Raw genomic sequence first — 19950 nt, forward strand, 5'->3', positions numbered from 1 at the left:
CAAATGAAACAAATCAATTCAAATAACGAAGAAGAAATTCAGACCGCAGTTACTGGGCAAATAGAAAAAATATCATCTATAACAGATAAAAATGATATTAAAGAAAATCGCGCAAATTCTGTAGAAAAAATACTTTTTATGTATGCTACGGCTGTCAGTGATGTTGGAACTGTTCGTAGTAATAATCAAGATTCTGCATTTGCTGGTGAACATTTAGCTGCAATTTGCGACGGAATGGGTGGTCATGCTGGAGGAGATACAGCTTCTACTATAGCGATTCGTTCTCTTGCACATATTGAACAAGATTCAAGACCGCATGATGTTAAAACTGTTTCTTCAATGATGGAAACATCGATTATGGCTGCTCATGATGCGATTGTTGGTAAAGCTAAGCGTGAGCGCCGTCTTGCTGGAATGGGAACGACAGTGACTGCAGTAACTCTTGTAAGAGGATACTGGGTTCTGGCTCATTTAGGTGATTCTAGAGCGTATCTACTAAGAGATAATCATCTTATGCGCATGACTACTGATCATAGTTATGTTCAGCATTTGATTGATACAGGTCATATTACGCCTGAAGAAGCGCGAAATCATCCTCAACGAAATGTTGTTATGCGAGTATTAGGTGATTTTGATATAGATCCTCGTCCTGATATTGCTTTGCGTTCAGCTCATCCTTCTGACCGTTGGCTTCTTTGCTCTGATGGATTGTGTGGAGTTCTTGAAGATTCAACTATTCAAGATGTGATGAGTAGTATTTCTAATCAAGAAGAATGCGCTCAAAAATTAGTATCTATGGCACTTCGTGCTGGTAGTACAGATAATGTTACAGCCGTTATTGCAGATGCAACGCTTGCACTTGATGCTGATGCATTTGATCTTCCGCATCAAACTCCACTTATTGGAGGAGCTGCAAGTAAGGATCTCGAGTCAATTGCAGATATCGTAAATAAAGCAGTAGCTTCAGCACCGGCATTGCGCGAAGATAAGAATTCACCAGCTCAACGAGCAGCCGCGCTAGCTCAAGATGATGATAATTCTAAAAATCCAGATGAAGGAACAATATCTATTACAAGAATTGTGCAACCTTCACACATTCGTGAAGAAGTTGGAGAATTACATACACCTGACACTAATGAGATTCCTATAGTCAAAAAAAAGAATGGTAAAGTTTCAACGGATCCTCATGATCCAGATGTTGCTCGTGCTGTTAAACATGAGCAGGATGAGGCACATCGTGCTCATTCATTGAGGCGCAGGTGGACTCGCATAGGCATATCTTTGGGAATATTGTTAGTATTATTTGTTATTTCTGGAGTAGGCTACGGAGTATATGCGTGGACTCAAACGCAATATTATATTGGAAAAGACAGTAACAAAGTTGTTATCTACCAAGGAGTGCCAACAAATATTTTCGGTATTGCATTATCTCATGAAGTGGAATCTACTGACATCCCTGTTAATAAACTAGATAGATCTTGGCAGGATCAATTAAAAGAAGGCATTAGTTTTGGCAGCTTAGTTGAGGCTCGTGGTCATGCTTCGTTAATTCGTCGAGAAATGCGTGCACGAGAACAAGAAAAACTTAATGAACAGAATCAAAAGAAATTAGAAAATAAAATAAATAAAAATAAAGATAATGCGAAGCAGGGGGGTAAAACCTCATGAATATGATTGCTACGCGTATCAGACAGATAGCATTGTTGCTTTTTGCAACGTTGCTTTCTGGCATGGCATTTTTACAGATGTTTTTCCGTATTGACGGTTATATTTCTGCTAATTATGCAGCAATGTTGATTCTCGTTATGGCACTGTTTTTCGTATTTTGGGGTGTTCTTCTTGTTAAACAGCCATATGCAAGTCAAGCTATTTTACCTTGTATTATGCTTTTAACTGCAATTGGAACAGTTCTTATAGCTAGAATTGATAGGCAAAATAATACAAATGTTGCAATAAAACAAATGGTGTGGATTTGTGCGGCACTGGTATTATCAATTATTTTCGTTATTCTTTTGAATGATTATCGCATTTTAAGGCGTTTTTCTTATGTGAATATGGTCATAGGCTTGATTCTTTTGCTTTCACCTATGGTTCCTGGATTAGGTAAAGAAATTGGTGGAGCAAGAATTTGGATAGGTTTTGGTGATCACACAGTGCAGCCAGGAGAGTTTGCTAAGCTTTTCCTGTCGTTCTTCTTTGCAGCGTATCTGTTTAATCATCGTGATCGACTTGCTGTAGGTGGAAATAAAGTTTTGGGAATTCACCTTCCTCGCTTACAAGACATGGGACCTATTGCTTTAGTATGGGCCGCATCAATGGGCGTGCTCGTTATTCAGCATGATCTTGGAACGTCATTGATGTTCTTCGCAATGTTTGTGTCAATGTTGTATGTTGCAACAGGTCGCAGAGGGTGGATTGCTGTTGGAGGTATTGCTTTTGTAGCTGGATGCTTGATGGCAGTAAAGTTATTCGCACATGTGCAATATCGTGTGGATTCGTGGCTTCATCCATTTGATAATGCGGTCTATAATCGTTTCCCTGGTGGCTCAGCGCAAATTGTATCTGGATTGTTTGGTTTGGCTGCTGGAGGAACAACCGGAACAGGTTTAGGACAAGGTCATCCTTCTATAACACCGCTAGCTAATTCTGATTTTATTTATGCTTCTGTTGGTGAAGAGCTTGGTCTTACTGGGCTTCTAGCCGTATTGGTTTTGTATTTAATTATTATTGCATCTGGAATGATTACTGCAATGAAAATTAAAGATGGCTTTGGAAAATTATTAGCTTCAGGGCTTGTTTTTACTATGGCTTTCCAAGTGTTTACTGTTGTTGGTGGAATTACTTTGGTTATTCCATTAACCGGTTTAACTTTGCCGTATATGGCAGCTGGAGGCTCTTCTTTAGTGGCAAATTATTTGCTTGCATCTTTGCTTATTGTTATTTCTCACGCTGCAAATAAACCTGAATCTGCTCCTGTTTCAGATACTTTCCAATACGCTGCCTTAGCAGCGTTGCGCGAGCGTGAATTGCGAGAGCGAGCTAATACGAATACAAATAATAGCGAATATAACAATACAGATTATGAAAATAATATAGATGCTTCTGCTGTTATTTCCTCTTCAGAGAGAGGTGATAACAATGAATAAAAGTCTTAGAGAACTTTTTACTGCAGTATTGGTACTTTTTGTAATACTTGGTATTTCAAGTACAATTATTACTTCTATTAAAGCGAATGCTCTAAATTCTGATCCTCGAAATCGCAGAGCTTTATACCATGAGTTTGGTGCTCCACGTGGAGCAATACTTACATCAGATGGCACAGTTATAGCGAAATCTGAACCATCTAAAGATGCTTTTGTGTATCAACGTCAGTATTCTAACGGATTAGTATATGCTCCAGTTACTGGATATTTTTCTATTAGCCAGCGTGCAGATAGAGGAATTGAAGCTTCTCGCAATAGCTTATTAAGTGGAGAATCAGACGCTCTGTTCTGGCAAAAATTCCGTTCATTATTTACTGGAGCAACTAATCGCGGAGCTTCTATAGAGACGTCAATTGATTCACGCTTGCAAAATCTTGCTTACAATCTTCTTAAAGGCAAAGACGCAGCTTTAGTTGCAATTGAGCCAAAAACCGGAAGAATTCGCGCCATGGTAAGCACTCCAAGTTATGATCCGAATGATCTTGCTCTTCACAATATTAATGAAGTAAATAAATCGTATGAGAGAATAACATCAGATGTGTCAAATCCTATGCTGAATCGTGCTGTTTCTGAGCTTTATGCTCCTGGCTCTACGTTCAAAACTGTTGTTGCAGCAGCAGCATTAGAATCTGGAAAATACAAGCCTGATACGAAAATACCTGCTGGTGCGAGCTATGTTTTGCCTGGAACCAAGACGTCTCTTACAAATGTCACTTACCAAGCGAATGGCGTTGATGGAAAAATATCTTTTGAGGATGCTTTAGCATATTCGTCTAATACTGCTTTTGCTCAATTGGGTAATTCTTTAGGATCTGACGTAATTGTAAAGCAAGCAAGAAAGTTTGGATTCTTCGATTCGCTGTCTATTGATGGTTCTGATTCTACTGGATTCCCAATGCGATCCGTGAAATCTACTTTTTCTATTAAGCCAACTCCAGATAGACTAGCTCTGGAATCAATAGGTCAAGGTGATGCTAAGGTTACACCTTTGCAAAATGCTATGATTGCGGCAGCTATTGCAAATAATGGAACATTGATGAAGCCTACTCTTGTTGATTGTGTAAGATCTAGTGATTTGTCAGTATTGTCACAAACTAGACCAACCGTTATGAACCAAGTAATGAGTAGTGACAGTGCATCTAAATTAACTTCTATGATGCAGGCTGTTGTTACAAAAGAAAATCCTAATCTTGCTTTACCTAATATTCATGTTGCTGCTAAAACAGGTACTGCACAGATTGGAATGTATAATCAAGCTGCTAATGGTTGGGTTATTGGATTTGCTCCTGCTGAAAATCCTAGAATAGCTATAGCAGTTATAGTACATAACACAAGTACATTTGGTAGTTACGCGGCAGGACCTATTATGCGACAAGTGATGGAGGAGGCGCTTAAACAATGAAACTCGTTGAAGGACAGTTAGTTCATCATCGTTATAGACTTGATCGCCGCCTTGCTCAAGGCGGTATGGGAGAAGTTTGGAAAGGCTTTGATATTCAACTTGGGCGAATTGTTGCCATTAAGGCGTTACGTACAGATACCGTAAACGTTGAAGCAAAATTACGTCGTCTTCGTGCTGAAGCGCATAATTCTGCCAATTTAGCGCATCCTAATATTGCAGCATTATTTGACTATTATGAGCACGATGGTATTGGATTCTTAATTATGGAATATGTGCCAAGTAAATCATTGGCAGATTTGTATCATAAAGAAAAAATAATTGATCCTACTAAGTTACTTCCTATTCTTATTCAAACAGCTCGAGGGCTTTTTGTAGCTCATTCTCATGGTGTAATTCATCGCGATGTAAAACCTGCAAATATTATGGTTTCTGATACTGGCAATGTGAAAATCACAGATTTTGGCGTGTCATATTCCAGCGACCAAGAACAAATCACTCAAGATGGCATGGTAGTTGGAACAGCTCAATATATTTCTCCAGAACAAGCGCAAGGTGAGCAAGCTACTGCACAATCTGATATTTATTCGTTAGGTGTTGTGGCATATGAAGGCTTGTGTGGACATCGTCCATTTACTGGAGCAACGCCGGTAGATATTGCTGCTGCACATGTTAATGATCCTGTGCCACCTTTGCCAGAAAATGTTGATTTGCAATTGCAACAGTTTATTATGTCTATGCTTGCAAAGAATCCAAAAGATCGTCCAAAAGATGCATTAGTCGTGTCGAAAGTATTATCTCGTATTGAGCGCAGACTGTTAGATCAAGAAACAGCCTTCAACAATACAACAGGAGTACTTTCTACAAATTTGCGACAACGAAGATGTATTAAAAGTATGCCGCAAAGCCAAGTAAATATTATTAATATTTTTAATACCAATGATCGCAAGGAGCAGCAATGAATACCACAATGCCCACCTCATTAGCGAATGGTCGATACGAATTAGGGGAGCTTATTGGCCGTGGCGGCATGGCAGAAGTGCGTGTTGCTGTTGATAAGCGCTTAGGTCGTACAGTTGCTGTGAAAATTATGCGTTCCGATTTAGCGAACGATGAGATTTTCCTTTCGCGATTCCGCAGGGAAGCGCATGCCATTGCGCAGATGAACAATCCTAATATTGTAAATATTTACGATTCTGGAGAAGAATCTGTTATAGCAGAAAATGGCTTAGAAGAGCGTTTACCGTATCTTGTAATGGAATACATTAAAGGTAAAACATTACGCGATATTCTAAAAATGAATGGGGCTTTAAGTCAGAGAGACGCTGAACAAGTTATGCTTGGCGTGCTCAATGCTTTAGAGTATTCGCACAGAATGGGTATTATTCACCGCGATATTAAGCCTGGAAATATTATGATTTCTGAACAAGGCTTAGTAAAAGTCATGGATTTTGGAATAGCTAGAGCTCTTGATGATTCTGCAACAACTATGACACAGTCTCAAGGTGTTGTTGGAACAGCACAATATTTGTCTCCAGAGCAGGCTCGTGGTGAACAAGTAGATATGCGCTCTGATTTGTATTCTGCAGGATGTGTGCTGTATGAAATGCTAACTGGACGTCCTCCTTTTATTGGAGATTCAGCTGTTGCCATCGCATATCAGCATGTTTCAGAAGTGGCGACACCTCTTAGCACACTTGTTCCAGGCATGCCTGCTATGTGGGACAAGATTTGTGCTAAAGCAATGGCAAAAGATAGACAAAATAGATATGCCACAGCATCAGAGTTTAAGAATGACATTCTAGCGTTTATGAACGGTGGAGTGCCTGTTGCAGCAGCGTTTAATCCGTTGACTGATTTAGCTAATATGAAGGCGCGTAAGCAGGCTGAACAGAATGCTGCAACTATGGCTATGGGCATGACAGATGGTGCTGCAACTCAATCGTTTAATCCTATTACTGGTCAAGTTGAATCTGCAAATATTGCATTTTCTCCTAGCACGCGCGCGTCACAAAGAGCAACAATGCAAGCGCAACGTCGTAAACGAGTAGTAATCGGATCTATAGTTGGAGTATTAGTAACAGTATTAGTTCTTCTGGGTGTGCTGTTTATGCTCAATCGAAGTCGTGCTACTGGAGATGTTGTAGTTCCAACATTTATGGAGACAACAACGCAGGATGCTGCTCGTGAAAAGTTGCGTGCACTTGGTTTGGTTCCAGATATTCGTGAAGATGATCATTCTTCTCAACCTGAGGGAACTTTTACTAAGCAATCACCGCGTGGAGGTGAACATGTTGCTTCTGGATCCAAGGTGACTGTATGGTTCTCGGTTGGACCACAATCAACTCGCGTGCCAGATGTAAGTGGTAAAACGCAAGAAGCTGCTCGTAAAATGCTTGAGCGTGCTGGGTTTAAGATTGCTAATGTTCGAGTAGAAGATAGCGCAGATATTAAGAAAGATCATGTAACTCGCACAGATCCTGACGCGGATTCGTTTGCTGATAAGGGTACATTAATTACTTTATATATTGCATCCGGCTTAACTAAAATTCCTGACGGTCTTATTGGTCAAAGCAAAGACATTGTGGTTAGCCAATTAGAGAATTTTGGTTTTACTACGGATGTAGTTAAGGAAGATTCAGATAATGTGCCTGAAGGTTCTGTAACTCGACTAAATCCGTCGTCTGGTTCCTCTGTTAAACCACACAGCTCTATTACTGTGTACGTTTCTCAAGGTGCTTCGAAAGTTGAAGTTCCTAGTATAGATCTTGGTACTGTTACCTTCAAACAGGCGAAGAAAATACTTGAAGCAAAAGGTTTGAGAGTAGTATCTGATTCAATGGCAAAAGATGACGATATAGTCATGAGCATGTCTGAGGAAGCAGGAAGCAAGGTTGAGAAGGGCAAAGCGATTACATTAGTTACACGTCCAAGCCTTGGTTCTTCGTCTGATTCAGACTGATTTAGATTTGTGTTAGATTAAGTCTGTAAAAATAATGTATATGCTGCTTGTTCTACAAGAAAAGTAGAGCAAGCAGCATTTTTGTATCTCTAATAAAATCCATATATTACTTATAAAAATTAATGCGTGAAAATAGATCTGCAAAAATAGACTTATATTAGGTTGCAAAGTATGTGATAAAACGAAAAAATAGCTGTTTAAGATATGTTTGTTTATTTAGACATAGTTTTATAGCAATGCGTTATTTTATGTGTTTCTATAGGCTTTTATTTTATTAATATAAATAAAAGGCGACTGCGCTTCATACGCAATCGCCTTAAATGTTTTTATTTTGTAAGTTTTAAAGTAATCGTAAGAATATTTAAAACTTACTACTTAACCCGTTATCATATAGTTGTTGAATAATTAGACATCTGCTGAAGGAATGGAATTGTAGATGCAGCCCAAGGGAAAATCCACTGGAATAATGCTAATACAATGAAGAAATAAATCAGAATCGAAAGAATCCAACGAATCGCTGTAATACCTGGTTGTATGCGCAAAAGACCGCCAAAAATGCTTGCATCAGGCTTTTTCTTTAATCCAGAATGAATAGCGCGAAGTTCTGGCCATTGCCAAGCGATTGCTCCTGCTGCGAAAATCATCACATACACTAATAAAACAACCACCATAACTGGCACTAGTGAAGAAAGATGAGAAACTAGAGATTGTTGCTCATTGTTAATAAACTTCACTTTTCCTTGCTCATCAATAGTAGAAAGTTCTTTTGGAATGCCATCGCTAATCTTTGCCCAATAAGCGAATTTTGCGTAGCTAATCCAGCGATGAGTTGCAGCAGTATACTTAGGTTCGCAAGTTGTAAGAGTAAGCATACGTTTTGTTGGTTTCTCACCAGGATGATCAGGATTTGCATCAATAACTTCACCGTGATCTGGTGTAACAATCTTGTAAGAAGTGTACTTATAGACGAACCAATAATCCTTTGTACGAACTACTATTGCGTCGCCAGGCTTCAGTAAGTCTACATCTCCCAATGGCTGACCATAACCATTTCGGTGACCTGCTACTGCGAAATTACCTATTGCGCCAGGCATTTGTGTGGTTGGATAATGACCTAAACCACGCTTGCTTAAGATATCTGGCGTAATGCCTTCTACAACATTTCGTTCCCACTGATTTCCAAAACGTGGTATGTATAAACGAGCTACAAGGTCTTCAGACTTTGGTTTGCTTAAAGCAGGTGGGTCAGTATTCTGTGGTAAAGCAATCTTTGTTTTATCGCCAGTTTTTGGGTTTTGCCAAGATATTGCTTGACGTGCCTCTACTTGAGTGTGCTCAGCCTGCTCTCCAGTCCACCACATTTGCCATGCAATGTACAATGCGCAAATAACTGCAAAAGCTATCAACAGTTCGCCAATAATTCCAGCGGCTTGCCACCAGAAATTCGAGCTGCTACGCTTCGTTTTTCCTTCCTGCATATTAGCAGATTGCATAGTGTGCTACTCCTTTATTGATGTATGAAGACTTTGCAACATATTTTATTTGTTTAGCACTTTAGGAACTGTTGCGTACCTTAATGGTTGCAACAAGGCCGATGCTTCGGGGAATCGCAGATTATTCTTTTTCTCCACTTTCCATCCTAATCCAAACGAACTTACATACTCCTTGTAGGTGTGTATGGCTGGTGAATTGTTTAGAGCATCAACCATGCTATCCATTGGACCAATAGCAGATATTTTATACGGTGGCGAGTACTGATGACCTTGCAACATAAGAACGTTACCAATACAAACAACTGCGGAGTTAAATAATACTCGCTGATCCTGAATAGTTATTGCTTCTGCTCCGCCGCGCCACAAAGCATTTACTACAGCTTCAATATCCTGCTGGTGGATTACGTAATCATTAATATTTCCGGATGTTCCGGAACCATTAACTGCGCCTTTCCATAGAGGAGAGTCGTTAAGAGTTACAACAATTCCAGGTCCTTCAAGTTTTGGAAGTACGGTACTACTTCCAGTATCAGAAGATTCTTTTCCTTCACTAGTGCTGCTGCCGAGCGTTTTATTAAGTAAATTAATTTTAGAATCTAAAGATTTTATATCTTCTCGTAAATTTTTTGTGCGCTGCGAATTTCTTTCAACCATTTGACTCGTATTAGAAGTCACAAAAGCAGAGCGGTTTACGCGCAAATTAAGAACGAATAAATAGCCGGTAAGAAATACTGCAACGGCAACAGCAAAACTGCTTAACAGCGAGTGTTGAGCACGATGTTTCCCAGTTCTCTTAGCCATATTTTATCTTCATCCTTCACGCGTTCGAGTGTAACCACTATTATAGCGTGTAGCCGATTGATTGGAGAGTTACAGTTATGGCTGATGAAGAATTGCACACGACTGCAGCTGACGACGCTGCAAAGAAGAGCGATACGTCAAATGAGAATACTTATGGCGTTCCTATGGACGAAGTTGAAGCAGTGTTGAATGCTACTGCGGATAAAGCAACGCTTTCTCCACAGATTCAGCAAATGATGCAGAGACAAGCTGAAAATAGACGACGTGTCGAAGAAAGCATTAAAGGCACAAAAGCTAATGCTGCATGGTTTGTGCCGCTGTTCTGCACATTAATGGTCGTTGGATTAATTTGGGCTGTTGTTTATTATTTGAACCCTGTGCTTCCAATTCCTGGAATTGGTGCATGGAATTTAGTTATTGCATTAGTAATAGTAATGACTGGATTCATTATGACAATGTGGTGGCGTTAGTCTGTAAAACAAACTGTTTTAATATGTTTTAAAAGTAGCTATGCAAATGTTGCGTAGCTACTTTTTTGTTGCTGCTACTGCTCGAATAAGTATGTGATTTTTATTGTTATCAGTTGTTGCAATAATTCTTGTATTTCCGCCATATTGTAGGTTTAATTTTTTGCGCAATGCTTCTACAGATATTGGAAAGTTACGAGTAACAATATTTGCATGAGTAATATCAGCAAAAGTTTGTTTTATCTCGCGTTTATTCATGCTGCATATATTTTCAATTTTCCATGTCTTTCCTGGAAATTCTGAGTAGTATTCTTCCGATACATAAACATGACTATTCGCACTGATTTGTTGTATATTGTATTGAGTTTCTAACACTGAAAAACAGCCAGCTTTCATGATTGCTGCATTTGGCTCATAAACGTATTGTGACCATTCTGGCCAGTTATTTATATCTAAAATTTCATCTTTTTTATTATTGTCTTCTCTATTATTTAAAACATTTGATTCAGGCTGTATTGACACCTGATTTGTTGAAGTATTGTAAGTTGCTTGTATAACAGTTATCTGATCATCGTTTGCACAATATACTGGTACTTTTGTGTGCTGAGAGTTACTGAGTATTATCAATAGTTCCTTGCACTCGTTATTATGTGCGACTATATGTACGGCTTCTACATTGCCACTGAAATCACTAACTGTTTTGTGCCAATCAAGCATTGGAGAAAGTTTAATAATTACTATTTCTGCTTTAGTGAGCAACTGATTTTTAAGATCTAATACGTTTGGAGCGCAATCTTCAATAGCGTATGTGCGAGATCCTTGTTTGTTACGGCGAGCTGGATCGACGTATATTATCGTTGACTTAGGAATATTTTTGAGTGCATCAAGGCTATTGTTGTTGTAGCATTTTACGTTTGTAATACCAAGTGCATTCATATTGTGATGTGCAATGCTAGAAAGTTCGTTTTGCTGTTCAATACAAATAACAGAATCGAAAACTTCAGACATTATTGTGCAATCAACGCCAAAGCCGCCAGTAAGGTCCACAAGTGTGCTACTAAAATTTTCTGAATTTAATTTGTTGAGTAATTCTTTTGCAACATTTGCCTTGTATTGTGCTGTTGATTGAGAAGAACACTGTTCCATAGAAATATGCGCAGGGTATATAACTTCGTTGCAGGAAGCCCATTTTGGCAGTTTTTGTTGCGCGATCTGTCTGCCTGCTATTTGGTTAATTGCAAACGGTATGTCGATATTCGCGTTGCGTGGAGCTTTAAGAGCAGCTTTGCTTGGCGACAATTGTGCGTTTTCTTTAATAAAAGTGAGTGTAGAAGCGTTTGCTGGTTCTATTGTTTTTGGAACTTGAAGTGTAGACATAAATCTCATTCCTTATGGAGGTGTAGAAAATTTTAGAGCAAGTAAATTTTAAAATTATGTAGTCGATAGTTTAGTCCACAAAAAACTTAAATTGTGGATAACTCTTATACACTTGTGCACAGGTTCACAAAAGGCAAGTTATCAACGTTTGTGATTAACTATGTGGATAACTTATATAGTTGTCACCAATTTAGGCACAACTTATACACAATCCTGTGCACATTGGTGGAAAACTACACGTGTGTAATTTAATAAATCATGCCTTCAAACAAAACATTGCACAAGCAGTGAGAATAGCAAATAGTGATACAAAATATACTAAGAAACGCGTATTAAACGAAGCTTTTTTAAGTAGCGGATTTTGTACTCCGAGCAATGCTGCAATTGCAGTACCCGAAATTAAGCCTCCAACGTGTGATTGCCAAGCGATATTAGGTACAATAATTGGCATAGCGAGAGTAATAGCAATCCAAATAATTGTTCCTCGCATGTTTTCTCCTAGTCGCCATTGTGCTACGAGAAGTGCACCTATAAGCCCCATAATAGCTCCCGAAGCACCGTATGAAGCAACGAACCAATTATTAGTGAGTTTGCACCATACGATATCAGCTACGCTTCCGCCAAAGCCGGATATTAAATACAATCCAAAAAACTTCCATTTACCGAAGAATCGTTCTAATTCAACTCCGAGCGACCAAAGACATAGCATATTGAAGAAAATATGGGTTAAATTTGGTGCGTGAACAAACATTGATGTGAACCAAGTCCAAGGTGTTTGTAACGCAGTAATTGGAAGAAACGCAGTATAGCTTATTAGAGTCGAATAATAATTTGGATATGCAAAGTTTAGTACCATTTCCAATATCCAAATAAAAATGCATGAATATACTAAAATGGCTGTGGTTGTGTTAAAACGAAGTCTTATATTATTTAAAATATTTTTAATATCAAAGTTGTGCATATGCTTATGATATCGGTTTTACTTCACAAATTTAATCAATAACATTATTTAAAAAAGATGCAACTCTGAAGAAAAGCAACTATGATAGTTATTACGCGACAAAAAGCGGTATAGATTGTTGACTTGGACGAGCAGGTCAGCTTAACCGGAAAGGAGCCATCATGGAGAACAGATCCTCTGGCGGTTGGAAGTTCTTTGCACTGCTCTTCGGAGCACTGCTCGCAGGTATTGCTGCGTTGTATGTGTACAAGCAGCATAATCCTGATTATGACCCTTGGGAGGAACCATGGGAGAACAGTTCTTCGCCAATTGACCTAGGGTTAGAAAAAGAAGAGAAAGAAGCTAACGATACTCCTGCCGCTGAGGCATAAGTGACATTTGCTTTATACAGTCCAAAATAAAGGCGATTGCGTATATTCGTAGTCGCCTTTATTTGTAATTGCTAAAGAATTGTTGCAAACAAAAGCGTTTGTCTTACATGCAATTTAACTAAAATCTACACAAAAAGGCGGAAACTGATTAACAGCTTCCGCCTTTTATTTTTATGTATTGCTATTAGAGAATACTTAATTACTCAGCAACAGGTGTTGGAAGAGCACCAGTGTGCCAAATGCGATCGAGGTAATCTTCGATAGAGCGGTCAGAAGAGAAGTAACCAGAGTTGGCTACATTCAAGACTGCCATGCGAGCCCACTTCATTGGATCGCGGTAAGTTTCCTCAATCTGAGCCTGAATATCCATGTAAGAGCTGAAGTCAGCCATTGCCATGAAGTAATCATGGGTAAGCCAATCGTTAACGAGTGGCTCATACACGCTCTTGTCGCCGTTGGAGAAGGTGCCGTCAGCAACCATATCCACAGCAGTCTTCAAGCGAGGATCAGACTCATAGTACTTACGGGAGCCGCCGTGATCATAGCCTTCAGCGTAGAGCTTCTCAACCTCGTCAACGGTCATGCCGAAGAGGAAGAAGTTCTCAGCGCCAACGCGCTCACGAATCTCAACGTTTGCACCATCGAGAGTACCAACAGTCAAAGCACCGTTCAAAGCGAACTTCATGTTACCGGTACCGGAAGCTTCCTTACCAGCCTGAGAAATCTGCTCATCCAAATCGGTGGCAGGAATCAAGTTCATAGCAAGTTCAATGTTGTAGTTCTCTGGGAAGAACACTGCAAGCTTGCCCTTGCATGCTGGATCGTTGTTTACAACGCGAGCAACATTGTTAATGAGCTGAATCGTAAGCTTTGCCATAGCATAGCCTGGAGCGGACTTAGCGCCGAAGAACACGGTGCGTGGAAGCATCTTGTCAACGTCGATTGTGCCATTCTTGATTCCAGCGTATGTGGAGATAACCTGGAGGATCTTCATGGACTGGCGCTTGTACTCGTGCAAACGCTTAACAATGGTGTTAAACATAGTGTCTGGGTTGATTTCAAAGCCATACTTCTGCTTTGCGAAATCAACGAAGGCAAGCTTGTTCTGCTTCTTAACTTCGGCAAACTTCTTAACGAATGCCTTGTCGTCAGCCAATGGCTTCAAACCTTCAAGAAGCTCCAAATCACCCTGCCATGCGTCGGTGCCCAAGCCCTCAGTGATAAGAGCAGACATGCGTGGGTTGCTCAAGCGCACGAAGCGACGAGGAGTTACGCCGTTAGTAACGTTCTTGAACTTATCTGGGTAAACGCTGGAGAAGTCCTTCAAAGTGACATCCTTCAACAACTCAGAGTGAAGCTCAGCAACACCGTTAACGTAAGAACCGCCGTAGGTAGCCAAGTAAGCCATGCGAACTACAGCACCTTCGCCATTTTCGTCAGCGTCGGTAGCGATGCGCATGCGCTCAACCTGATCCTCAGCAACGCCCTTACCGCGAAGCTCGTTGCGGAACTGCTCGCTAATGCCCTGAATGATCTCAAGGTGGCGTGGCAAAAGTTCGCCGATAAGCTTGGCTGGCCAAACTTCCAAAGCTTCTGGAAGCAAGGTGTGGCAAGTGTAGTTGAAGGTCTTGGTGGTGATACCCCAAGCGGTGTTCCAATCGTAGCCGTACTCGTCCATAAGAACGCGCATAAGCTCTGGAATGCCGATAACTGGGTGAGTATCGTTCAACTGGAAGTTAATCTTGCTTGGGAAGGTGGTGAGATCCGGCTTATCCTGACCTGGGTAGAATACGCGGATAGCATCATGAATAGAAGCAGCTACGAAGAAGTACTGCTGCTCAAGACGCAAAGCCTTACCTTCTGGAGTGGAATCTTCTGGGTAAAGAATCTTAGAAATGTTTTCCGCTGCAACCTGTGGCTTAACAGCGTCCAAGTACTCGGACTTGTTGAAGGTGAGCAAATCAAACTCGTCGTAAGACTTAGCAGTCCACAAACGAAGAGTGTTTACGCGACCAGAATTATAACCTGGAACCATGTAGTCAACTGGTACTGCACGAACAGACCAAGCTGGCTTCCAAACGCGCTTGCCGTTTTCTTCTACAACTTCACCACCGAAGTTGACGCGCTGGTCACGACCATAATCAATGTGACCCCATGGCTCTTCATTGCTAAGCCAGTAATCAGGGGTTTCAACCTGCTTACCTTCTTCATCAAAGCGCTGCTTGAAGATGCCGTAACGATACTGGATGCCGTAGCCAAATGCTGGAACGCCAATAGAGGCGAGTGAATCGATGAAGCAGGCTGCGAGACGACCCAAACCGCCGTTACCTAAACCTGGTTCATACTCAGCATCGATAACAGCCTTTGGATCAAAGCCAAGCTTAGTAACAGCCTTATTGAATTGATCAGTAAGACCAGCGTTCAACAAAGCGTTCTCAAGCTGCTTACCCATCAAGAACTCTGCGCTCAAATAGCCCACAGCCTTGGTGTTGCCATTAACCATGTCATGCTGAGTCTGCATCCAAGAGTCCATCAAGTGACGACGAACTGCGGTAGCAGCGGCAACATACACATCTGCCGTAGTGGCCTGCTCTGGCGTTACACCCTGGGTGTACTTGAGGTGCTCTTGAAGTTCTTTGGCAAATGCCGTCGCAGTAGTTTTGGCTTTCGGCGCGACGTGTTTAGTCATATTTGACTCCTTGTGCCGTTTGATATATTTCCTAAAAGTGTGCAGTCTAAAACTTTGTGTTTAGACAATTAAACCACCACCATTTTGCAGATAACCTTTGCAGATAACTACAAGAGGCATGTGAATGCACACGATAACCCCAAGAATACCACAACCTAACCCCTTTAAATATTTGTATATAACGTCTTAATACAAATATATTGCTGAAAGTAGGTTGTTTAGAAGATAATAAAAAGTATGTCAGTAATACTTGAACGAGATATAAAACGAGGACAATGTGCTTGGCAATCCTGGCGCGAATCAGCTATTAAAGCACTTGGCGATGGCGTAGAAGCTACGCAAATAAATAGTAATATTTTAAATATCTCTTTAAGCGACGAAGCTTTAGCAGTTAGATATTCGCTATATCTTCTTGAAAATAAGGTGCCTGGGTGTGCAGTAGAAGTAAGAGTTGCGCCTTTTGGTGCAGTAAAAATTTTGGAAGGGCCAGCTTCGGATCCACATAATCTCACGCCGCCAGATGTTATTGAACTTGAGCCTAAAGTATGGCTTCGATTAGCGAGTGGTGTTACTAAATGGCATCAGGAACAGGACTTTGGCAACATAAGTGCAATTGGCGAGCGTGATGATTTAAGCGATATTTTGCCGCTGTAAGTTGGCTTTATGTAGCTTAATTGCGTATTTACAGCGTGTATTTACAAATATCCTGAGCAAACAGTATTTCGAATGCCCAGGATACGTAAATAAAATAATTTTAATAAAATTTAATTTTTAATTATCGTGCTTGTGTATGAAGTTTGGAATTGGCATAGGGATATGATGATGCGCTGGCGTGTGTGCTCCCGAGTTTGTAGAAGAGTTTTCGCTGCTCACGGCTTTTGCAGCTGCTTCCGCAGCCCACTTAGCATACTCGTCTAAATCATCTTCGTTGGAAGCATCAACGGCATCATTTTCTTGATCTGTGTCATTCTCTTCTGGAAGATATGTATCTTCCTCATAGCTTTCGCTCGACGCAAATGGATCGAAGGATCCTTGTCCGGGTTCGCTGGAATTAAGTTCCTTAGCAAGCTCGTCATAATCCGTATCGGTCGTCAGGTATTTGAGCTTACGGGCAATTTTCTGTTGCTTTGCCTTCTGTCGTCCGCGGCCCATCTGACCCCCTCTAAAAATTAAGTAACAATCAGTTCATCACACAAGAGCGTACCACTTAACCGCAACCGAGTATATTGTCTGTGTAAACTTTTACCATAAAAGCCATATTTTCAGCGTAAAAATACGCACAATTAAGGAGCCTAAAATGCCGGAAGAAGCACAGGTTACAGCTGCTGGTAATGAGATGAGCGCAAGCTTCCTTGCAGCGCGTAAACGTTCAGATGCAACGCTTGAAAAGTTAAAAGCTAGCCCTTCGTCTTTTACTATGCTTACTGGAGATCGTCCAACTGGCCGTTTGCATTTAGGACATTATTTTGGATCTATTCGTGAGCGTGTTGCAATGCAGCAGCGCGGAGTAAAAACTAATATTATTATTGCAGATTATCAAGTAATTACTGATCGTGACACTACTGAGCATATTGAAGATAATGTTTTGAATTTAGTGCTGGATTATATGGCTGCCGGAATTGATCCTGAAAAAACAATGATATTTACTCATTCCGCAGTTCCTGCAGCAAATCAGCTTATGTTGCCTTTCCTTTCGCTCGTTACAGAAGCAGAATTACACAGGAATCCTACTGTAAAGTCGGAAATGGAATCATCTGGACATGCTTTAACCGGATTGCTCCTTACGTACCCAGTGCACCAAGCTTGCGATATTTTGTTCTGCAAAGCTAATGTTGTGCCGATCGGTAAAGATAATTTGCCGCACGTTGAAATCACTCGTACGATTGCGCGCCGTTTTAATGAGAGATACGCAAAAAAGAATCCAGTGTTCCCAGAGCCAGCAGCAATTTTGTCTGATGCTCCTGAAATTCCAGGATTGGACGGACGAAAGATGAGCAAATCTTACGGTAATTCGATTATGCTCGGAGCTACTGCCGAGGAAACTGCCAAATTAATTAAGAAGAGTCCAACTGATTCTGAGAGGATGATTACTTTTGATCCAGTAACTCGTCCGCAAGTTTCTGCGCTTCTTACTACCGCAGGTTTAGTTACAGGCAGGGATCCTAAAGAGATTGCTGAAGAAATTGGCAACGCTGGTGCTGGCGCGTTGAAAGCTTACGTAATTGAAAATGTAAATAATTTCTTGGCACCTCACCGTGAGCGTCGTGCAGAACTTGCAAAAGACATGGATACTGTTCGAGACATTTTGCATGACGGCAATAAGCGTGCAAATGCTATTGCAGAAGAAACGCTTTCCCAAGTGCGAGATGCTATGGGAATGAAGTATTAATTAAATTTCAATAAGTAAAGTAATAAAAAATAAAGCCGCTCACAAGAGAACTTGTAAGCGGCTTTTTGTTAAAAATTAACGGGCTGAAACTTAGAACATCACACGTCGTAACGCCAGCTTTTATCTGTAATAACGCGTGCTACAGCAAGACCAATAGGTAAGCAAATAATTACCATGAAAGCGCGGAAAGTCCAGTCTAACGCCGGAAGCGTGTGGAATTGACCAAGATAAAACATTGCGCGATACATATAAAGTCCAGGAACCATAATTACGATAGATGGAACCGTAAGACCTATTCGTGGATAACCCAAATATTGAGGCGCTAATCCGTGACGAACGATAGTTCTCCAAGCAGAAGCTAGCAAACCTGCCAATAAAGCACCGCTGAAAGCTGCAATTTCGGCAGCAACTCCAAAATCTGTCATAGTTAAGCGAAGAGTATCTGTAATAGCGCCAATAATGCCAGCAACTATGCACATGCGTTGTGGAGAATTAAACAGCACTGAGAAGCCCCATACTCCGGCAAAAGCTGTAATAAGTCGAAGAACTGTGTTAAGCCAAGGGTTTAATCCGAGAGGAGGGAAGCCTTGAGGATTGAGCTGCACAAGGCTTGCAACCGTCCATCCTGCAAGAGTTCCCATCAAAATAATCGCCATTGTGTAACACAGTCGTTGAATTCCTGAAGGGAAATCAATTTTTGCAATATCTAAGCCGCCTGTAATAAGAGGGAATCCAGGAATAACAAACAACACTGAACCAATATATGCAGTTGTATGATTGAGCGCGCTAGGGTCAAAGAAGCCAATAAGACGTAAAGCCCCAATGCATGATAGTGCACCTATTGCAACAGCTACGAATGTAACTACAAACTGGTTTAGATGCTTCATAAACATTCTGCGACGAATATAGTGACCGATTCCTGCTCCAATAAAAGCACCAATCATGTCGTAAATGCCGCCGCCAAGCAAGAACGCAAAGGATGCGCAAGCAACTGCCGAAGCAAGACCAGCAAACCACGGTTTGTATAGCGGTTTCCTATTTTTAATCAAATCAAGACGGTCGTGTACTTCCCTAACTGTAAGAGGATGATCATTTTTAGATTCGTCATTACTATTAGATGCGTTTACGTGCGAAAAATGTTCAGCGTAAGCACTTTCTGGCTGCAATGCAAAAATGCCGCGTGGTTTTTCTTTTTTTATAGCTTCTTGCAACGCTTTCTTTTTTGCAATTTTAGTAGCATTTTCTTCAGACTGCTTAGCTGTTTGTACAATGGTATGTTCGTCGTCGCTCGCTTGCAATGTGTCAACTAATTCCTTAGAAACAGCAGCTTTAGAGTGATATAAAGAATCGTTTCCAAGCTTGACGTTAAACCAATCTGCAAAATGTTCTAGAAGCCAAATGCGCTCAGTGTTAACACCTGTGGTTGGAAGATCTACAACTTCAGTAATTCGCTCATGCTTATCAGTACAAGTTGCTTCAATATCTGTGAGATTCACGTCCGCGCGCACATGTACACCCATTGGTTCGCCGATTCTGTGCATAAGTTCGCGAACTCGGTAGCTTCCTGTGCCTGCTCCTAAGCCGAGCGCGCCGACGCGAATAATAATACTCGATTTCGCAGCAATTCCTGCTTGCGTAACTGGCTTATCCCAATCTCGCTCAACATCGTCCATATCGAGTGGAATAGCATGAGTATGAAAACGCCCAGAAGGTTTTCCGACTATATGACCAGTCGAAAGAATTTCAGGCTTATCGCAATCGCAGTTGTTGATGCTGTTGTCGTATTCATTATTCTCGATATTATTCTCTGCTGTACTCACAATTTTTAGTATACGCAA

Annotated in this window: 16 protein-coding genes; 9 read left to right on the forward strand and 7 right to left on the reverse strand. The window is 40.8% G+C overall.

The window, feature by feature from the left end; all coding sequences use genetic code 11:
* Positions 1 to 3: 3 nt before the first annotated feature.
* The 5 genes from HXT58_RS00060 to pknB are packed head-to-tail and all read left to right on the forward strand — an operon-like array spanning position 4 to position 7564.
* A complete protein-coding gene (locus tag HXT58_RS00060) occupies positions 4 to 1668 on the forward strand; it encodes a PP2C family protein-serine/threonine phosphatase (protein ID WP_101885817.1) in 1665 nt (554 codons plus the stop codon).
* A complete protein-coding gene (locus HXT58_RS00065; protein WP_004106107.1) occupies positions 1665 to 3146 on the forward strand; it encodes an FtsW/RodA/SpoVE family cell cycle protein in 1482 nt (493 codons plus the stop codon). The genes HXT58_RS00060 and HXT58_RS00065 overlap by 4 nt, the downstream gene beginning before the upstream one ends.
* On the forward strand, positions 3139 to 4605 hold the full coding sequence (locus HXT58_RS00070) for a peptidoglycan D,D-transpeptidase FtsI family protein (RefSeq protein WP_004106109.1): 1467 nt from the start codon (positions 3139 to 3141) through the stop codon (positions 4603 to 4605). Before HXT58_RS00065 ends, HXT58_RS00070 begins: the two co-directional genes overlap by 8 nt.
* Positions 4602 to 5564, forward strand: coding sequence for a serine/threonine-protein kinase (locus tag HXT58_RS00075; protein WP_112928832.1), 963 nt, complete (start codon positions 4602 to 4604; stop codon positions 5562 to 5564). The genes HXT58_RS00070 and HXT58_RS00075 overlap by 4 nt, the downstream gene beginning before the upstream one ends.
* Positions 5561 to 7564 (forward strand): Stk1 family PASTA domain-containing Ser/Thr kinase, encoded by a 2004-nt coding sequence (pknB, locus tag HXT58_RS00080; protein ID WP_415705747.1) that lies wholly within the window; start codon positions 5561 to 5563, stop codon positions 7562 to 7564. Before HXT58_RS00075 ends, pknB begins: the two co-directional genes overlap by 4 nt.
* 386 nt (positions 7565 to 7950) lie before the next feature.
* Here the strand turns inward: pknB and HXT58_RS00085 are convergent, their stop codons facing one another.
* Positions 7951 to 9057, reverse strand: coding sequence for a class E sortase (locus tag HXT58_RS00085; protein ID WP_116971252.1), 1107 nt, complete (start codon positions 9055 to 9057; stop codon positions 7951 to 7953).
* 45 nt (positions 9058 to 9102) lie between these two features.
* Complete coding sequence (locus HXT58_RS00090; protein WP_004106116.1) at positions 9103 to 9858, reverse strand: DUF881 domain-containing protein; 756 nt, start codon at positions 9856 to 9858, stop codon at positions 9103 to 9105.
* A gap of 77 nt (positions 9859 to 9935) precedes the next feature.
* Between HXT58_RS00090 and crgA the strand changes: the two genes are divergently transcribed.
* Positions 9936 to 10328, forward strand: a complete 393-nt coding sequence (crgA, locus tag HXT58_RS00095) for a cell division protein CrgA (RefSeq protein WP_004106118.1) — start codon at positions 9936 to 9938, stop codon at positions 10326 to 10328.
* Between the two features lie 57 nt (positions 10329 to 10385).
* Here the strand turns inward: crgA and HXT58_RS00100 are convergent, their stop codons facing one another.
* Together HXT58_RS00100 and HXT58_RS00105 are read right to left on the reverse strand one after the other, a co-directional pair.
* Complete coding sequence (locus HXT58_RS00100; protein ID WP_421775630.1) at positions 10386 to 11702, reverse strand: THUMP-like domain-containing protein; 1317 nt, start codon at positions 11700 to 11702, stop codon at positions 10386 to 10388.
* 256 nt (positions 11703 to 11958) lie between these two features.
* The gene (locus HXT58_RS00105; protein WP_004106124.1) at positions 11959 to 12663 is read right to left on the reverse strand and encodes a rhomboid family intramembrane serine protease; all 705 of its coding nucleotides are present in this window, start codon (positions 12661 to 12663) and stop codon (positions 11959 to 11961) included.
* A 161-nt stretch (positions 12664 to 12824) separates the two neighbouring features.
* Here HXT58_RS00105 and HXT58_RS00110 point away from each other — a divergent pair, with 161 nt between their 5' ends.
* Positions 12825 to 13034, forward strand: a complete 210-nt coding sequence (locus HXT58_RS00110; protein WP_004106126.1) for a hypothetical protein — start codon at positions 12825 to 12827, stop codon at positions 13032 to 13034.
* Between the two features lie 199 nt (positions 13035 to 13233).
* Here HXT58_RS00110 and HXT58_RS00115 read toward each other — a convergent pair whose 3' ends face one another.
* Entirely contained in the window at positions 13234 to 15723 is a 2490-nt protein-coding gene (locus HXT58_RS00115; RefSeq protein WP_004106128.1) for a glycogen/starch/alpha-glucan phosphorylase, read from the reverse strand.
* Between the two features lie 237 nt (positions 15724 to 15960).
* Between HXT58_RS00115 and HXT58_RS00120 the strand changes: the two genes are divergently transcribed.
* Positions 15961 to 16377, forward strand: coding sequence for a sterol carrier family protein (locus HXT58_RS00120; protein WP_004106130.1), 417 nt, complete (start codon positions 15961 to 15963; stop codon positions 16375 to 16377).
* 117 nt (positions 16378 to 16494) lie between these two features.
* Here HXT58_RS00120 and HXT58_RS00125 read toward each other — a convergent pair whose 3' ends face one another.
* The gene (locus HXT58_RS00125; protein WP_103013744.1) at positions 16495 to 16875 is read right to left on the reverse strand and encodes a DUF3073 domain-containing protein; all 381 of its coding nucleotides are present in this window, start codon (positions 16873 to 16875) and stop codon (positions 16495 to 16497) included.
* A gap of 145 nt (positions 16876 to 17020) precedes the next feature.
* Here HXT58_RS00125 and trpS point away from each other — a divergent pair, with 145 nt between their 5' ends.
* Positions 17021 to 18112 (forward strand): tryptophan--tRNA ligase, encoded by a 1092-nt coding sequence (trpS, locus tag HXT58_RS00130; protein ID WP_004106132.1) that lies wholly within the window; start codon positions 17021 to 17023, stop codon positions 18110 to 18112.
* 98 nt (positions 18113 to 18210) lie between these two features.
* Here the strand turns inward: trpS and HXT58_RS00135 are convergent, their stop codons facing one another.
* The gene (locus HXT58_RS00135; protein ID WP_004106133.1) at positions 18211 to 19932 is read right to left on the reverse strand and encodes a threonine/serine ThrE exporter family protein; all 1722 of its coding nucleotides are present in this window, start codon (positions 19930 to 19932) and stop codon (positions 18211 to 18213) included.
* Positions 19933 to 19950: the final 18 nt, after the last annotated feature.

The sequence above is a fragment of the Gardnerella sp. KA01000 genome, from assembly GCF_049244035.1.
GTDB classification, from domain to species: Bacteria; Actinomycetota; Actinomycetes; order Actinomycetales; family Bifidobacteriaceae; genus Bifidobacterium; species Bifidobacterium leopoldii.

Bases quoted from the DNA above. Each gene is read 5' to 3' on its own strand.
- HXT58_RS00060 (WP_101885817.1), top strand. From the start codon at position 4: ATGAAACAAATCAATTCAAATAACGAAGAAGAAATTCAGACCGCAGTT.
- HXT58_RS00065 (WP_004106107.1), top strand. From the start codon at position 1,665: ATGAATATGATTGCTACGCGTATCAGACAGATAGCATTGTTGCTTTTT.
- HXT58_RS00070 (WP_004106109.1), top strand. From the start codon at position 3,139: ATGAATAAAAGTCTTAGAGAACTTTTTACTGCAGTATTGGTACTTTTT.
- HXT58_RS00075 (WP_112928832.1), top strand. From the start codon at position 4,602: ATGAAACTCGTTGAAGGACAGTTAGTTCATCATCGTTATAGACTTGAT.
- pknB (WP_415705747.1), top strand. From the start codon at position 5,561: ATGAATACCACAATGCCCACCTCATTAGCGAATGGTCGATACGAATTA.
- HXT58_RS00085 (WP_116971252.1), bottom strand. From the start codon at position 9,057: ATGCAATCTGCTAATATGCAGGAAGGAAAAACGAAGCGTAGCAGCTCG.
- HXT58_RS00090 (WP_004106116.1), bottom strand. From the start codon at position 9,858: ATGGCTAAGAGAACTGGGAAACATCGTGCTCAACACTCGCTGTTAAGC.
- crgA (WP_004106118.1), top strand. From the start codon at position 9,936: ATGGCTGATGAAGAATTGCACACGACTGCAGCTGACGACGCTGCAAAG.
- HXT58_RS00100 (WP_421775630.1), bottom strand. From the start codon at position 11,702: ATGTCTACACTTCAAGTTCCAAAAACAATAGAACCAGCAAACGCTTCT.
- HXT58_RS00105 (WP_004106124.1), bottom strand. From the start codon at position 12,663: ATGCACAACTTTGATATTAAAAATATTTTAAATAATATAAGACTTCGT.
- HXT58_RS00110 (WP_004106126.1), top strand. From the start codon at position 12,825: ATGGAGAACAGATCCTCTGGCGGTTGGAAGTTCTTTGCACTGCTCTTC.
- HXT58_RS00115 (WP_004106128.1), bottom strand. From the start codon at position 15,723: ATGACTAAACACGTCGCGCCGAAAGCCAAAACTACTGCGACGGCATTT.
- HXT58_RS00120 (WP_004106130.1), top strand. From the start codon at position 15,961: ATGTCAGTAATACTTGAACGAGATATAAAACGAGGACAATGTGCTTGG.
- HXT58_RS00125 (WP_103013744.1), bottom strand. From the start codon at position 16,875: ATGGGCCGCGGACGACAGAAGGCAAAGCAACAGAAAATTGCCCGTAAG.
- trpS (WP_004106132.1), top strand. From the start codon at position 17,021: ATGCCGGAAGAAGCACAGGTTACAGCTGCTGGTAATGAGATGAGCGCA.